Here is a 16993-nt window from a genome sequence, read left to right as displayed (position 1 = left end):
AGTTAGAATTACATTCGAAAAATAGCCATAAACCAATAGGCATCAAAATCTGATGTTAAAATTTAACAAAAGTCAAGTGATATTTTTTAGACATTATTGAAATATGTAGCTTTGAGAAATTTAATTTATCCATTATGAAATACCATCCTATTGATAATAAATTATTCATCAAGAATCGTAAGAATTTTGCAGCCAAAATGAAGCCTAAAAGCCTGGCTGTTTTTAATTCCAATGATATTTATCCCATAAGTGCCGATAGCACTATGCCATTTCAACAACATCGTGATATTTTTTATTTAAGTGGTGTTGATCAAGAAGAGAGTGTATTGGTTATTTTTCCAGATTGTCCTAATGAGAAAAATAGGGAGATCTTATTCCTGAAAGAAACCAATGAACATATTGCGGTTTGGGAAGGTGAGAAGCTTACTAAAGAAGCGGCTTACAAAACCAGTGGTATTAAAACGGTGTATTGGTTAAAAGATATGGAAAAAACCATGTTCGAACTGATGACCCAATGTGATACGGTTTACATCAACACTAACGAGCATTATCGTGCTAATGTTGAGACCGAAACTCGTGAAGACCGATTTACCAAATGGCTAAAAGAACGTTATCCAGCTCATAGCGTTGCCAAGAGCAATCCTATTTTACAACGTTTGCGCTCTATAAAAGATCCTATAGAAATTGATTTAATGCAAAAGGCTTGCAACATTACTGAAAAGGGAATTAGAAGACTTTTAAGCTTCATAAAGCCTGGAGTTTGGGAATATGAAATTGAGGCCGAATTGATGCACGAGTTTTTAAGAAACCGATCAAAAGGATTCGCTTATACACCAATCGTTGCTTCTGGTAATAACGCCAATGTCTTACACTATATTGAGAACAATCAACAATGTAAAGATGGCGACTTAATCCTTTTAGATGTCGGAGCAGAATACGCTAACTACTCTAGTGATTTAACACGCACCATTCCTGTTTCTGGAAAATACACAGACAGGCAAAAAGCTGTTTACAATGCTGTAAATCATGTAAAAAATGAAGCAACTAAACTATTGGTTCCAGGAACGCTTTGGGCTGATTATCATGTTGAAGTTGGAAAACTTATGACTTCTGAATTGTTGGGATTAGGACTATTAGATAAAGCTGATGTACAAAACGAGAATCCCGATTGGCCAGCCTATAAAAAATACTTTATGCACGGAACAAGTCATCATATAGGTTTAGACACTCATGATTATGGGATTCTTACCGAACCTATCCAAGCCAATATGGTCTTTACTGTTGAGCCAGGAATTTACATTCCTGATGAAGGATTTGGTGTGCGATTGGAAGATGATGTGGTTATACAAGAATCTGGCGAACCATTTAATTTGATGGCTAATATTCCTATTGAGGCCGATGAAATTGAAGAAATCATGAACTCTTAAATATAATTCTGATACCATATCAAACCCTCATTTATTCATTTAAATGAGGGTTTTTGTTTTTTATTAAATTCAAGATGATAAATGTTACTAGTGATGGAAAAACCCAACCTAAATTATCTTTGGCTAATGGTATGGTGTCTTTTAATTGATTAAGCCAATTAGTTTCCATTAAAAAGCCTAAAAAATCTGGAATGCTAAACACAAATGTTACTAAAACGACGCCTCTAAAAACTTTTTCTGAAGCAAATTTTTCTGGAATAACATTTAAAAAAATTAGCACAATCGTTAAAGGATAAATAAACATTAGAGCAGGAAGTGCCACATCTATGATATATTTTACATCCATTTGACCAACCAAAATCCCTAAAACACAAGATATAATAGCAGTTATTGTATAAACACTTCGTGATTCATTAAACAGTCCTTTAAAGAAGTCAGCTGTACCCACAATAATAGCAACTGCTGTAGTAAAACAAGCTAAAGCCACCAATATACTCAAAGAGATATTTCCAAAATTACCAAGTGTTTTTAAGGCCAATCCTGAAAGCAATTCTGGACGAGATATTGATGAATCAAATTGCCCATTAAAATGAGCACCAATAAACATTAGTCCAATGTAAATTATAAAAAGCCCAGCCATAGCAATAAAACTAGAACGCGCTATTATACTTTTCTTTTCTTCTAAAGATGTAAAACCTTGCATGTTTAATGATATAATCACAATCCCTCCTGTAAGCAGTCCTGCTATAGCATCATAAGTTTGATAGCCTTCAAAAAAGCCACTTAAAAAAGGTGAATTATATATTGATGGTTCTATTTCGCTTGGTGTTGTAAAAATTCCAATAACTATGATTGCTAAAAGAATCACAACAATTAAAGGTGTTAGATATTTACCCAACAAATCAAGAACTTTTCCTCTATTCATTACAAACAGAAACACCAAAACAAAATATATACTACTCGTTAAAATTGAAGGCGTTCCAAAAAAAGGCGCAATAGCCATTTCATGCGTTACGGCTGCAGTTCTTGGACATGGTAAAGCAACTGCAATGAGATAAACACAAAAACAAAAAATTAAACTAAAAAAAGGTGATACTTTATTACCAAAATCCAGCATTGTTCCTTGAAGCCTAGCATGAGCAAATAAAGCAAAAAGAGGAATAATTGTAGCAGAAGTAATAAACCCTAAACCTACCAACCACCAATCAGGCCCTGAATTAAACCCTAACAATGGAGGTAAAACTAAATTGCCAGCGCCAAAGAAGGCAGCAAAAATGGCAAATCCAAATACAAATGTTTGCTTCGTGTTATTCATTTCCAAACGGTATATTTGTACAATATAGCGTAATTATGATTTTAGATTACAAAGGTATTCCTGTTTTTTATACTGATGACGGTTTAGGCGATGTTGTGGTTTTATTACATGGCTTTTTAGAAAACACGTCAATGTGGAGCAAAACCATATCACATATAGGCCATAAAAATCGGGTAATTTCAATTGATCTTTTGGGTCATGGAAATACTGGTTGTTTGGGTTACATTCATACTATGGAAGATATGGCTGAAGCTGTGAGAGCAGTATTGGAACATTTAGATATAAAAAAAGCTGTTTTTATAGGTCATTCTATGGGTGGATATGTAGCTTTAGCCTTTGCCGATTTATTTCCTGAAAAAGTTTCAGGCATCTGCCTTGCCAACTCAACGTCTCAAGCAGATAGTGACGAAAGAAAAATCAATAGAGATAGAGCCATAAAAGCAGTAAAACAAAACCACAAAGCCTTTGTGAGTATGGCTGTAACCAATTTATTTGCTGAAAATAATCGTGAAAATCTCAAAATTGAAATTGATAGCGTTAAGAATGAAGCTCTAAAAACTCCTCTTCAAGGAATAATAGCTGCGCTTGAAGGGATGAAAATAAGACCTTCAAGAAAAAATATTTTGGAAACTGGTAATTTTATAAAATTGATGTTGATTGGCACCCATGACACTGTAATACAAAGTGATAGCCTTGTTAGTGAGGTAAAATCTGCCGATATAAAATTTATAGAATTTGAAGGCGGACATATGAGTTATATTGAAAATGAAGTTTTTTTCTTACAAGAAATAATGCATTTCATCGATTTAATATAGCTTTTGTCGATTATTTGGATTTTTTTGCTAGTTTTATTCTTCCAAATCAAATACTTATGAACACAACTACCCAAAAAACAGCATTACTGCCAAAATTGTATTGTACTATTTTTGGCCATGATTATGAAGTTTCTAGAAAGGTTACTCATCATGTAAAGGAATATACCTGTTCGCATTGTAGAAAAGAACTAACAACAAATGGAAATGGAAATTTAACAGTTCTTACACCAAAGTATCGTGAGATAAACAGTATTCTTGAGCAAATGTATACAAGGCGTTTAATGCGTTTACAGAATAACAGGCCTTACCTGAATTCAGATTTAAGAATTCCTGCTTAATCAAAGCTCTTCCATCCTTGAGCTTTTAATGGTATTCGTGTATCAGCACGAGTAACTAGATGTGTGCCAGCACTTTTTTCTTTTATATGACCAATAACACTAAAATTGGGATTCGCTTTAATTTTGGGATAATCTTCTTGTGAAACAGTGAATAACAATTCATAATCTTCTCCGCCATTTAAAGCTACAGTAGTACTATCAATATTAAATTCTTCACAAGTTGATATAACTTGGGGATCTAACGGTATTTTATCTTCATATAAATCACATCCAACATCACTTTGCTTGCATATATGCAAAATTTCAGAAGACAACCCATCACTTATATCTATCATTGATGTAGGTTTTAAGTCTAACTCTTTAAAAAGCTTAATAATATCTTTTCTTGATTCAGGTTTTAACTGTCGCTCAACAATATATGTATAAGGTTCTAAATCTGGTTGATTGTTTGGATTAACCTTAAAAACTTCTTTTTCACGTTCTAAAACTTGTAGCCCCATATAAGCCGCACCTAAATCACCTGTTACAACCAACAAATCGTTAGGTTTGGCACCACTTCTTAAAACTTCATTACCCTTATTAATTCCTCCAATAGCTGTCACAGAAATAATTAAACCAGATGTGGAAGATGTCGTATCACCACCAACTACATCAATATTGTAAATTTTTGCTGCTGTTTCAATTCCAGAATATAATTCTTCTAACGCTTCTAATGGAAATCTATTTGATACGGCAACAGAAATAGTGACTTGAGTTGCTGAAGCATTCATGGCATAAATGTCAGACAGATTGACCATAACAGCTTTGTAGCCCAAATGTTTTAATGGCATGTAACTTAAATCAAAGTGTACGCCTTCTATTAACAAATCGGTAGAAACGACTACTTGGTTTTTTCCAAAATTCAAAATTGCTGCATCATCACCTATACCTATGATTGTTGAATCTTGGTTTATTTTGAAGTTCTTGGTCAAATGTTCTATCAATCCAAATTCTCCAATATCATTCAATGCTGTTCGTTGTTGGTTTTTGTCTTCTATCATGCTACAAAAATACTAAGGTGTTTTTAAATACGGTCTGTGAATTTAAATTTAAACGGTTTTATATATAAAAAACTGATATTTAACACTAAACCAATAGATTTTATGGATTATTCTGTTAATTTTGTTGGGCTTATACAATCACGCTTAACCTGATGTTTAAAAACTTTACTTTAATAACTATAGCATTAGTTTGCTCATTTTTCGGCTTTGGTCAAACCCCATGTGAAAATGGGTTTGCCAATGTGTCTGGAGGCGATTCTTTCCCATGCGACGATTATGATTTAATGTCAAACATTCCTATTTCAGTACTTGCCAACACTCTAGGCAACCCGGAAGGTAGTGATGTTTGGGGGTGGACAGATCCTCTTGACAACAAAGAATATGCCTTAATTGCTACTACTAATAGCACTGCTTTTGTTGATGTTAGTAATCCTTTAAATCCTATTTTTTTAGGTAGATTAGATACCGAAACAGCAACAAATTTCTGGAGAGATGTAAAAGTTTATAATAATTATGCCTTTATAGTTGCGGATAATGTAGGGTCACATGGAGTCCAAATATTTGACCTTACAATTTTAAGAAATGGTGTTGATGGCGATTTAACCTTTGAAGAGAGTGAATATCCTAATAGAATTTTAACATATTCAGGTGATACAGGAGGGTTGTCCATTGGAAGTTGTCACAATATTGTTATTAATGAGAGCGAAGCAATCGCTTATTTAGTTGGTTGTAATTCCGCTAATGGTGGCGGTCCAATTTTTATTGATATATCGGATCCAATGGCTCCAATAACTTTGGGAGATTATACCGCAAGTGGTTATACACATGATGCCCAAGTTGTAACCTATAATGGACCAGATTCAAACCCTGATTCTAATACAACTTCAATTCCTACCTATGTTGGCAGAGAAATACTGGTTGCGAGCAACGGGAGTTTTTCCAGTAACGACAAATTAGTTTTTTTAGATGTTACTGATAAAAATAACATTACCAAAATTTCTGAAGTAACCTATTCTCAACCTGGTTATGCCCATCAAGGATGGTTCACTGATGATCATCGTTATTTTATAATGGGTGATGAAACGGATGAGCAAGCATTTGGGATGAATACACGCACATTAGTTTTTGATGTTCAAGATTTGGATAATCCCGTTTTGTCATCTACTTATTTTGGCCCTACACTTGCCATTGACCATAATGGCTATGTAAAAGGTAATACTTTTTATATGGCTAACTATAGAGCTGGCTTACGTATATTGGATATTTCAAACATTGCATCTCCAACAAATTCTATGACAGAAATTGGTTATTTTGACACTCACCCTGAAAGCAATAATACGGGTTTTGATGGTGCTTGGAGTGTATATCCTTACTTTAACAGTGGTAATATTATTATAAGTGATATCGATCGTGGCCTATTTATTGTGAGGAAAAGTGGGACACTAGATGTTTCTAATTTTATTAATGAAAAAAATACATTTAAATTGACTCCTAATCCTACTCAAACAAATGCAACTGTTTCTGCAGTTAACGGAAAAGTCATTAATTCTATAGAGATATATAATATACTTGGTAAGATGGTTTTTGAAGAACGCAATATTAATCTTCAAAAATTCGTTCTACCAATAAAAAATTATCAGAAAGGAGTTTACTTGGTTAAAATCAATTCTGAAGTAACTAAAAAATTGCTACTAAAGTAAAAATACAAAATGAAACACTTTTTAAAAACATCCTATTTTACGACTATCCTATCATTCGTTTTATTTAGCTTAACGGTCTTCCAGAGTTGCGATGACGAACCTGTAGACCCTATAATTATAGTTGATTCCGACAATGATGGTATCCCAGACTCACAAGATAATTGCCCTTCCATTTCTAATCCAAATCAAGCTGATACCGATAATGATGGCATTGGAGATAGCTGTGACACAACTAATGACAACGATGGTGATAATGATGGCATCCAAGATGATGTTGACAACTGCCCTCTTATTCCAAATCCTGATCAATTAGACGACGATGGTGACGGCATAGGAAACGCTTGTCAAAACAACCCAGATTTAACACCTCTATTTCCTTGTGAAAATGGAATGGCAGGACCTTATCCTTGTGACAATTATGACTTAATGGGTCATATTCCTATAGATGTTTTAGGTGAGCCTGGAGCTGAAGGCAATGATTCTTGGGGCTGGACTGACCCTACAACAGGTAAGGAATACGCGTTGGTAGCATCCACTCAAGGGACAGCTTTTGTTGATGTCACTGATCCTACAAACCCCTTATTATTGGGAAGGCTTGCTAGTGCTAATCCCGGAAATGGTGGAAATATTTGGCGCGATGTTAAAGTATATAGCAACCATGCATTTATAGTTAGTGAGGCTTCTAATCATGGTATGCAGGTCTTTGATCTAACTAGACTTCGGAATGTAGCAAATCCGCCAGAAGCATTTACTCCCGATTTTCACTACACAGGTTTTGGTAGAGCCCACAATATTGTTATCAATGAAAATTCTGGATATGCATACATAGTAGGTGGTAGCCGAAATACGACTTATGCTGGCGGCCCCATATTTTTAAATATACAGAATCCATTAAATCCAATTGAAGAAGGTGGTATTTCAGGGTATTCACATGATGCCCAAGTCATTACTTATAATGGACCTGATGCTGATTATGCTGGTAGTGAAATACTGGTTGGCAGCAACGAAAATGAAGTTGCTATCATTGATGTTTCTGATAAATCTAATCCGCAGATTATTTCAACAATTGATTATGATAATATTGGTTATACGCACCAAGGTTGGTTTACAGAAAATTTAAACTATTTCATTCTTGGTGATGAAACTGACGAACAAGGTTTTGGAAATAATACCCGTACAATTGTTTTTGATTTCACTGATTTGGATAACCCAATCTTTCATATGGATTATTTTGGTCCTACCCTAGCAATTGATCACAATGGCTATGTTAAAGGCAACATTTATTATTTATCTAATTACAGAGCTGGTGTTAGGTTTATTGATATTTCTGGACTGAATTCTAGTGTGATGAATGAGGTTGGTTATTTTGATACGTATCCTTCGAGTGATAGTGCCAGCTTTAATGGTGCTTGGAATGTATATCCTTATTTTCCAAGTGGAAATATTATAGTTAGTGATATTGAAGGTGGTCTATTTATAATCAGACAGAGTAATTAATAATACAAATGAAACCTAAAATATTTTTTTTGCTATTTATTTTAGTTGGTATTTATAGCTGTTCAAGTGATGATAATGCCGATAGCACGCCTGATATTCCTCAAAATAGCGAGTGTAACAATGGTTTTGCAGGGATATACCCTTGTAACAATTATGATTTAATTGCCCATTTACCGCTTTCTACTTTTGGCGGTATTGGCATTACTGGGAACGACTCTTGGGGTTGGACAGATAGTGCTTCAGGCAAAGAATTTGCCATAATTTGCACTAGTAATGGCACGTCATTTATTGATGTCACCGATGCTGTTAATCCAATATATTTAGGTACGCTAAATACTGCTACTGTAGCGAGTTCTTGGAGAGATGTTAAGGTTTATAATAATTATGCTTTTATTGTAAGTGAGGCCAATAATCATGGGATGCAAATTTTTGATTTAACACGCCTTAGTGCATTAACAACTGTCCCACAGAACTTTACTGCTGATGCCCATTACACAGGATTTGGTAGCGCTCATAATATTGTTATCAATGAAGTTTCTGGTTTTGCATATGCCGTAGGATCTGATACGTTTTCGGGAGGTCCTCATTTTGTAAATATTCAAGATCCATTAAACCCTTTTGGAGCAGGTGGTTTTTCTGGTTATTCTCATGACGCGCAAGTAATAACTTATAATGGGCCTGATAATGATTACACTGGCAGAGAAATATTAGTAGGCAGTAACGTCTATGAAGTTGGCCTTTTTGATGTAACAGACAAGTCGAATCCAATTGAAATTTCAACTGTAAATTATTCCAATATAGGCTATACACATCAAGGTTGGTTCACGTCTGATATGAACTATTTTATTTTAGGTGATGAACTTGATGAAGTTAATTATGGAGGTAATACAAGAACTCTAGTATTTGATTTTACAGATTTAGACAATCCTATATATCACACAGACTTTTTTGGGAATTCTCCTGCCATTGATCATAATGGCTATGTGAAAGACAATTTATATTACCAAGCCAATTATACTGCTGGTGTAAATATTTATGATGTTTCTAACATTGAAAACAATTCAATATCTAAAATAGGGTATTTTGACACACACCCTGAAAACAATGCTACTAACTTTAGAGGTGCTTGGAATGTGTACCCATACTTTGAAAGTGGAAACATTATAATTAGTGATATTAATAGAGGACTTTTTATCATACGAAAAAGTGGCACATAAAATCATGATGAACCAATTTAAAATATTGATTTTTGCTTCTATGCTGTTTTTGTTTAATTGCTCAAAAGATGACGACAGCCAAGTTATATCTCCTGAACCCAATCTTCAGTTAGCAAAAACTTATGGTGGAACTAAAAATGAAAGTGCTCAATCTATTGCAAAAACTAATGATGGTGGTTATGTAATATTAGGTTACTCACAAAGTAATGATGGCGATATAACAGATAAAACCAATGAAAGTTTTGACTACTGGGTACTTAAATTTGATATGACTCACAATTTGCAATGGTCTAAAACTTATGGTGGAACAGGAGATGATAGAGGCCATGCCATTATTCAAACCCAAGATGGTGGTTATGCCATATTAGGCTACAGTACAAGTAATGATTTGGACGTTACAGATAATGCAGGTGCTCAAGATTATTGGATTTCAAAGCTTGACACCAACGGAAACATAACTTGGCAAAAATCGTTTGGTTATACAGGCTCCGACATTGGATTTACCTTAATTCAAACAAATGATTCTGGTTACTTTATAACTGGTGTTTTAGATGTTACGGCTTCAGGAGGAGAAGGTAATACACGTGTTTCAGGAATGCGCCATGCAGGCGGTGATTATTGGGCGATAAAATTGGATGCTAGCGGAAATCGCGAATGGAGTAAATATTATGGTGGCGGTTTTACTGACACACCTTATGATGCTATTCAAACGGCAGATAATGGTTATATTATTGTAGGCTCATCAGATAGCAATGATGTTGACATTCAAAATAATATTGGCACTTACGATTTTTGGGTGATAAAAATTTCTGAAACTGGTACACTCATATGGGAACGCTCATATGGCGGAACAGAAATTGATGAAGCTAGAGGGATAGTAGATTCGGGTGACGGAAACTACTTAATAACTGGTGACACTAGAAGTAGTGATTTTGATGTTTCAAGCAATAATGGTGCTGCCGATTTATGGCTGATAAAAATTTCTCCTAGTGGTGATTTAATTTGGGAAAAAACTTTTGGTGGCTCTAGCTTTGATGTCGCTAGATCCATTCAAAAATCTAATGATAAGTTTATTATTTCTGGTAGCTCCCGTAGTGCCAATGGCGATGTTTCGTCAAATCAAGGACAAAATGATGCTTGGGTTATTGAAGTAGGAAGTTCCGGAAATTTAATCTCACAAAAAACAGTAGGAGGCTCTGAAATTGATTTTAGTTATGACGCTACAAAACTAGAAGATAATACCATCATAGCTGTTGGCGAGTCAAGCAGTTCTGATGGTGATATTGAAGAAAACAAAGGATTTACTGACCTATTAATAATTAAAATGAAATGAAAAAAATATTAGCCCTACTCTCATTTGTTCTATTGTTTATTGCTTGTAGTGAAGATAAAGATGATAACATTTTACCTGGACCAACCAATGCTAATATAAGCTTTACCTTTTCACATGATTGGGATGGGACTACTATTAATAGTACAAATTTACAAACAGAAATTGTCACAAATGAACACGGCGAAAAAATGAGTATGGCCAGAATTAGATACTTAATTTCAAGGTTGGAGTTGGTCAATGAAAATGGTGACGCTTACCTTTTTGATGGCTATAAATTTACTGATTTGCAGGACGAAAGCACATATAACTTTACTCCAGTGAATAACAACATTCCTACTGGTAATTACAGCTTGAAATTTATTTGGGGATTCAATGAAACAGATAATATTGATGGTGCTTACCTTGATTTAAATAGTGCTTCATGGAACTGGCCTGCTATGTTGGGAGGTGGTTATCATTTCTTACAATTTGATGGACAATATAATGTAGATACTACTGCACCATCACCATTTAATTTTCACAATGGCACTGCTAGGGTGAGTGATGGTGTCTTTGAGCAGAATTTTGCCGAAATCAATTTATCTACCCCAATTACAATTACAAACAATGCCACCATTGAAGTAAAAATGAATTTTGCTGAATTTTTTAAAAATCCTAATACATGGGATTTAAATGTGTTAGACACACCTTTAATGCCTAATTATGATGCTCAAAAAATGATGCAGGAAAATGTTGTTTCTGTATTTTCAATTGGTAATATAACACAATAGGAATTGAAATTTAATTTTACATATTTACTGCTTTTCGGTTTTGTCTTTTTTTCAGCTTGTGAAAAAGACGACGAAGACAATGGCTATGTAAATAGACCAACACCTGCACCATTAGAAATACCGCAAATTTTTTCCGATAACATTCTTGACCCAGTCATCCCAATAGACAACCCTCAAACTGTTGAAGGTATTGCGTTGGGTAAGAAATTATTTTTCGATCCACTACTTTCTTCTAATAATACACAATCATGTGCGCACTGTCACTTACCTCAAAATGCTTTTAGTGATATTCCAAGATTTAGTATTGGTGTAGATGGTGTTCCAGGGAATAGGAATTCAATGCCTTTGTTCAATTTAGCTTGGAACTACGACGAAAATTTCTTTTGGGACGGACGCGTGTTTAGTCTAGAACATCAAGCTCTGGAACCAGTAATTAACCCAGTTGAAATGCATAATACTTGGGAAGTTGTAATTCAACGATTACAACAGCATCCAGAATATCCAAACATGTTTACCAGTGCTTTTGGAAATGGTCCAATAACAAAAGAAAAAGCCACGAAAGCTATTGCACAATTTGAGCGAACACTCATTTCGGCAAATTCAAAATTTGATAGGTATCTTTTAGGTTTAACAAACTTAACGCCTGAAGAAGAAAACGGACTCAATGTTTTTATGGATGAAGAAAGAGGCGATTGTTTTCATTGTCATGGCAATCCAAACAATCCGTTATGGACAGACAATGCATTCCACAACAATGGTTTAGATGCGACTTTTTCCGATTTAGGATTAGGTGAAGTCACAGGAGATCCAGCCGATAATGGTAAATTCCGTTCACCTTCGTTAAGAAATTTAGCCTTTACCGCACCTTATATGCACGATGGTCGGTTTTTTACTTTAGATGATGTTATTAATCATTATAGTGAAGGTCTTCAGGATTCACCAACTATAGACCCACTCATGAAAAAAGTTAACGAAGGTGGTGTGCAACTTTCTGATCAGGATAAAGCTGACCTAAAAGCATTCCTACTTTCTCTTTCTGACCCATCATTCATTAATAATCCAGACTTTCAAAACCAATAGCAAAAAGCTATTAAACCATATACTAATATAATGTTAGGTTATATGGTAATCCATGACTTATATTGTATATTTGCACTCTATTTAGACAAAATCTAATTAAAGAATATGATAAAAGTTTCTGAAACAGCTAAAAAGAAAGTCATTGAATTAATGACTGAAGACGGCTTTAATATGGCAACCGACTATGTTCGGGTTGGTGTGAAAAGTGGTGGTTGTTCTGGTTTGTCTTATGATTTAAAGTTTGATAAAGTACAACTAGATGACGATAAAGTTTTTGAAGATAATGGCGTAAAAATTATCGTTGACAAGAAAAGCTTTTTATACCTAATTGGCACAACACTTGAATATTCAGGTGGCTTAAACGGATCGGGTTTTGTTTTTAATAACCCTAATGCTAATAGAACATGTGGATGTGGCGAATCTTTTTCACTTTAAATTCTAAACATGAGTAAATACACAGAAGACGATTTAAGAGAGGAATTAAAAACCAAGGAATATGAGTATGGTTTTTATACAGATATACAATCTGAAACCTTTCCTATTGGCTTAAATGAAGATATTGTTCGAGCAATTTCGAAGAAAAAAGAAGAACCAGAATGGATGACTGAATGGCGATTGGAGTCTTTTAAGATTTGGAAAGAAATGATTGAACCAGATTGGGCCAATGTAAATTATACAAAACCCGATTTTCAAGCTATTTCATATTATTCGGCACCAAATAGTAAGCCAAAATATGATAGTCTTGATGAAGTAGACCCAGAACTGTTAGCCACATTTGAAAAACTTGGGATATCCCTTGATGAGCAAAAAAAGTTAGCAGGTGTTGCTATGGATGTTGTTGTAGATTCAGTTTCTGTAGCTACAACTTTTAAGAAAACCTTGGCTGAAAAAGGCATTGTTTTTATGAGTATTTCTGAAGCCATTAAAGAGCATCCAGAATTAGTAAAAAAATACATTGGAACTGTAGTGCCTCAAAAAGATAATTTTTATGCAGCTTTAAACTCTGCTGTCTTTAGTGATGGTTCGTTCTGTTATATTCCAAAAGGTGTTAAATGCCCAATGGAACTATCTACCTATTTTAGAATTAACCAAGCAGGAACCGGTCAATTTGAAAGAACATTAGTTATTGCGGATGAAGGTAGTTATGTTTCTTACCTAGAAGGTTGTACTGCTCCAAGCCGTGATGAAAATCAATTACATGCAGCTGTTGTAGAGCTTATTGCTCTAGATGATGCTGAGATTAAATACTCAACTGTTCAAAACTGGTACCCAGGAAATGCTGAAGGCAAAGGTGGTGTTTACAACTTTGTAACAAAACGTGGGCTTTGTGAAAAGAACGCAAAAATATCATGGACACAGGTTGAAACTGGTTCTGCAGTTACTTGGAAATATCCAAGTTGCATTCTTAAAGGTGATAATTCTGTTGGTGAGTTTTACTCCATTGCCGTAACAAATAATTACCAACAAGCCGATACTGGTACAAAAATGATTCATCTTGGAAAAAACACCAAGTCAACAATTATTTCAAAAGGTATTTCAGCTGGAAAATCTCAAAATAGTTATCGAGGATTAGTTCAAATAAGTTCTCGAGCTGAAAACGCACGTAACTTTTCGCAATGTGATAGTTTGCTTATGGGTAACGAATGTGGAGCACACACATTTCCTTACATAGAAGCTAAAAACAAATCGGCAAAAATTGAACATGAGGCAACAACCAGTAAAATTGGTGAAGACCAAATTTTTTATTGTAATCAACGAGGTATTGACACCGAAAAAGCTATTGCCTTGATTGTTAATGGTTTTAGTAAAGAAGTTCTGAATAAATTACCAATGGAGTTTGCTGTTGAAGCTCAAAAATTATTAGAAATAAGTTTAGAAGGATCAGTAGGATAAAATTATAATCATGAAGAAATTAGCAGTCTTATTTATCAGTTTTATTGTTTTAGTTGCTTGTAAAAACGATACTAAAACAGAAGATGCGTCAACTTCTAAACCTATAGATGTTGACAGTCCAAACCGAACAGAAAAACAAAACGATGGATTAACCCTTTTAAAAGGTGAATTTGTTTACTTCGCTGATGCCGCTGTATTACAGACTCACAGAGATATTTATGCTGTTGTGATTGATGAAAAAATGCATGAATTAGACAATATGGCAAAAAAGTATAAAAAAGAAGCTACTGATTATGTTACCGTTACCATAAGAGGAAAAATAACACCTAAACCTGAAAATGAAGAAGGTTGGGATTTTAGAGTTGCCATAAAAGAAATTATGGAAGTTGCTCCATCAAACGCAGAAAGCAATAATGTTGTTAAATTGGAATCAAAATAAACTATGTTAAAGATAAATAACTTACACGCAAGTGTAGAGGATAAAAGTATTTTAAGAGGCATTAACCTTGAAGTTAAGCCTGGTGAAGTCCATGCTATAATGGGACCTAACGGTTCTGGAAAAAGCACCCTGGCTTCGGTTATCGCAGGGAAAGAAGAATATGAAGTTGATAAGGGAGAAATCCTATTAGAAGGTGAAAATATCGATGAATTAGCTGCTGAAGAACGTGCTCACAAAGGTATCTTTTTGTCATTTCAATATCCTGTTGAAATTCCTGGAGTATCAGTTACCAACTTCATAAAAACAGCCATAAACGAAACTAGAAAGGCTAAAGGATTAGAAGACATGCCAGCAAATGAAATGCTGAAGCTGATACGTGAAAAATCTGAATTATTAGAAATTGATAGAAAGTTCTTATCGCGTTCTTTAAATGAAGGCTTTTCTGGTGGTGAAAAAAAACGTAACGAAATATTTCAAATGGCTATGTTAGAACCTAAACTAGCCATTTTAGATGAAACCGATTCTGGTTTAGATATTGACGCGCTGCGTATTGTTGCAAATGGTGTTAACAAGCTAAAAAGCAAAGACAATGCAGTCATTGTAATCACGCATTATCAAAGACTATTGGATTATATAGTCCCAGATTTTGTACATGTATTACACAATGGTCGTATTGTAAAATCTGGCCCAAAAGAACTAGCACATGAGCTAGAAGAAAAAGGTTACGACTGGATAAAAGAAGAAGTGAACGCTTAAAAAAAGCAAATGGATTTAAAAGATAAAATAGTTTCTTCATATTTAGCATTTGAGGATCATTTGGATGACAATTCACCATTGCATGATATTAGAAATCAAGCAATAAAAACTTTTGAAGAAAAAGGATTCCCAACTAAAAAAGAAGAAGCTTGGAAATACACATCACTAAAATCTATTCTAAATCAGGATTATAGTGTTTTTCCAAAACAAGAAAATGCTTTAGAATATCGTGATGTCAAAAAGTATTTTATTCACGATATAGACAGTTATAAAATTGTATTTGTTGATGGAAGATACTCTTCACATTTATCACAAACAACACATGATGGTATAGACGTTTGTTTGATGTCATCAGCCTTAAGCAAACCTAAATACCGTATAGTTATTGAAAATTATTTCAATAAAGCAGCAACTAAAGACAGCTTGTCTTCCTTAAATACGGCATTTGCGGGTGAAGGTGCATACATTCATATTAGAAAGAATAAATTGGTTGAAAAACCCATTCAAATCTTACATTTTTGTTCTGGAAATGAATCGGCCTTAATGTTGCAACCTAGAAACTTAATTGTAGTAGATGAGAATGCTCACGTTCAAATAATTGAGCGTCATCAAAGCTTAACAGACAACCCTGTACTAACCAATAGTGTGACCGAAATTTTTGCCAATAAACGTGCTATTGTAGATTATTATAAGGTTCAGAACGATAGAGAAACTGCTTCACTAATAGATAATACATTTATCAGTCAGAAGCAAGAAAGTCATTGTTCAGTGCATACATTTTCGTTTGGTGGTAAACTGACACGTAATAACTTAAATTTCTTTCAAAAAGGCGAACGTATAGATTCAACATTAAAAGGTGTCACTATCATTGGTAACAAACAGCATGTTGACCATAACACATTGGTTCATCACATAGAACCAAATTGCGAAAGTCATCAAGATTACAAAGGTATTTTTGGAGATAACGCAACAGGTGTTTTTAACGGAAAAGTTGTAGTCGAAAAAGAAGCTCAAAAAGCAAATGCATTTCAGGCTAACAATAATATCCTGATAAGCGATAAAGCTTCCATAAACACCAAACCACAATTAGAAATTTTTGCAGATGATGTAAAATGTTCTCACGGTTGCACCATTGGTCAGTTAGACGAAAGTGCTATGTTTTATATGCGCTCACGTGGTATTCCTGAAAAAGAAGCCAAAGCGTTATTGATGTATGCGTTTAGTAATAACGTATTAAGTTCTGTGAAAATTCCTGAAATTAAGCAACGTATTACCAAAATTATTGCCAATAAATTAGGTGTTAATATTGGGTTTGATCTTTAATATTGTTTACTCATGGATAATCTTACTTGACTCATTTTGAGTTTTATAAT

General features: G+C 34.3%; 16 protein-coding genes. 14 read left to right on the top strand and 2 right to left on the bottom strand.

Translation table 11 applies throughout. The annotated features are described in order from the left end of the window. The first annotated feature begins 134 nt into the window (after positions 1-134). Positions 135-1427 carry an aminopeptidase P family protein gene (locus HGK31_RS04275; protein WP_191858624.1) on the top strand — a complete coding sequence of 431 codons (1293 nt, stop codon included), beginning with the start codon at positions 135-137 and terminating at the stop codon, positions 1425-1427. Positions 1428-1458: 31 nt separating this feature from the next. On the opposite strand, the gene brnQ is transcribed toward HGK31_RS04275, so the two are convergent. Beyond that, positions 1459-2742, bottom strand: a complete 1284-nt coding sequence (gene brnQ, locus HGK31_RS04270; RefSeq protein WP_191858623.1) for a branched-chain amino acid transport system II carrier protein — start codon at positions 2740-2742, stop codon at positions 1459-1461. A 35-nt stretch (positions 2743-2777) separates the two neighbouring features. Here brnQ and HGK31_RS04265 point away from each other — a divergent pair, with 35 nt between their 5' ends. After that, positions 2778-3557 carry an alpha/beta fold hydrolase gene (locus HGK31_RS04265; RefSeq protein ID WP_191858622.1) on the top strand — a complete coding sequence of 260 codons (780 nt, stop codon included), beginning with the start codon at positions 2778-2780 and terminating at the stop codon, positions 3555-3557. A 56-nt stretch (positions 3558-3613) separates the two neighbouring features. After that, entirely contained in the window at positions 3614-3895 is a 282-nt protein-coding gene (locus HGK31_RS04260) for a hypothetical protein (protein WP_104735315.1), read from the top strand. On the opposite strand, the gene thiL is transcribed toward HGK31_RS04260, so the two are convergent. Then, positions 3892-4935 carry a thiamine-phosphate kinase gene (thiL, locus tag HGK31_RS04255; RefSeq protein WP_104735314.1) on the bottom strand — a complete coding sequence of 348 codons (1044 nt, stop codon included), beginning with the start codon at positions 4933-4935 and terminating at the stop codon, positions 3892-3894. The two genes, HGK31_RS04260 and thiL, sit on opposite strands and share 4 nt — an antisense overlap. Before the next feature lie 152 nt (positions 4936-5087). Between thiL and HGK31_RS04250 the strand changes: the two genes are divergently transcribed. The 11 genes from HGK31_RS04250 (at position 5088) to sufD (ending at position 16943) form a co-directional block, all read left to right on the top strand. Next, positions 5088-6635 carry a choice-of-anchor B family protein gene (locus HGK31_RS04250; RefSeq protein ID WP_191858621.1) on the top strand — a complete coding sequence of 516 codons (1548 nt, stop codon included), beginning with the start codon at positions 5088-5090 and terminating at the stop codon, positions 6633-6635. Between the two features lie 9 nt (positions 6636-6644). Further along, the gene (locus tag HGK31_RS04245; protein WP_191858620.1) at positions 6645-8132 is read left to right on the top strand and encodes a choice-of-anchor B family protein; all 1488 of its coding nucleotides are present in this window, start codon (positions 6645-6647) and stop codon (positions 8130-8132) included. Between the two features lie 8 nt (positions 8133-8140). Further along, complete coding sequence (locus HGK31_RS04240) at positions 8141-9349, top strand: choice-of-anchor B family protein (protein WP_191858619.1); 1209 nt, start codon at positions 8141-8143, stop codon at positions 9347-9349. Positions 9350-9353: 4 nt separating this feature from the next. Beyond that, on the top strand, positions 9354-10682 hold the full coding sequence (locus HGK31_RS04235; RefSeq protein WP_317169717.1) for a hypothetical protein: 1329 nt from the start codon (positions 9354-9356) through the stop codon (positions 10680-10682). Beyond that, positions 10679-11452 carry an MbnP family protein gene (locus HGK31_RS04230; RefSeq protein WP_191858618.1) on the top strand — a complete coding sequence of 258 codons (774 nt, stop codon included), beginning with the start codon at positions 10679-10681 and terminating at the stop codon, positions 11450-11452. Before HGK31_RS04235 ends, HGK31_RS04230 begins: the two co-directional genes overlap by 4 nt. Positions 11453-11455: 3 nt before the next feature. Then, positions 11456-12532, top strand: a complete 1077-nt coding sequence (locus HGK31_RS04225) for a cytochrome-c peroxidase (RefSeq protein ID WP_233450977.1) — start codon at positions 11456-11458, stop codon at positions 12530-12532. Positions 12533-12637: 105 nt separating this feature from the next. Beyond that, a complete protein-coding gene (locus HGK31_RS04220; protein WP_104735308.1) occupies positions 12638-12967 on the top strand; it encodes a HesB/IscA family protein in 330 nt (109 codons plus the stop codon). Between the two features lie 9 nt (positions 12968-12976). Beyond that, positions 12977-14425, top strand: a complete 1449-nt coding sequence (gene sufB / locus HGK31_RS04215; RefSeq protein WP_191858617.1) for a Fe-S cluster assembly protein SufB — start codon at positions 12977-12979, stop codon at positions 14423-14425. Between the two features lie 10 nt (positions 14426-14435). Further along, the gene (locus tag HGK31_RS04210) at positions 14436-14864 is read left to right on the top strand and encodes a hypothetical protein (protein ID WP_191858616.1); all 429 of its coding nucleotides are present in this window, start codon (positions 14436-14438) and stop codon (positions 14862-14864) included. Between the two features lie 3 nt (positions 14865-14867). Next, a complete protein-coding gene (sufC, locus tag HGK31_RS04205; RefSeq protein WP_104735305.1) occupies positions 14868-15620 on the top strand; it encodes a Fe-S cluster assembly ATPase SufC in 753 nt (250 codons plus the stop codon). Between the two features lie 9 nt (positions 15621-15629). Further along, the gene (sufD, locus tag HGK31_RS04200; protein WP_191858615.1) at positions 15630-16943 is read left to right on the top strand and encodes a Fe-S cluster assembly protein SufD; all 1314 of its coding nucleotides are present in this window, start codon (positions 15630-15632) and stop codon (positions 16941-16943) included. Positions 16944-16993 lie beyond the last annotated feature (50 nt).

It is taken from the genome of Hanstruepera ponticola (assembly GCF_012931685.1).
Taxonomy (GTDB): Bacteria; Bacteroidota; Bacteroidia; order Flavobacteriales; family Flavobacteriaceae; genus Hanstruepera; species Hanstruepera ponticola.
The sequence above is the reverse complement of the archived record's forward strand: the minus strand, read 5'-3'. Positions and strand labels throughout refer to the sequence as shown.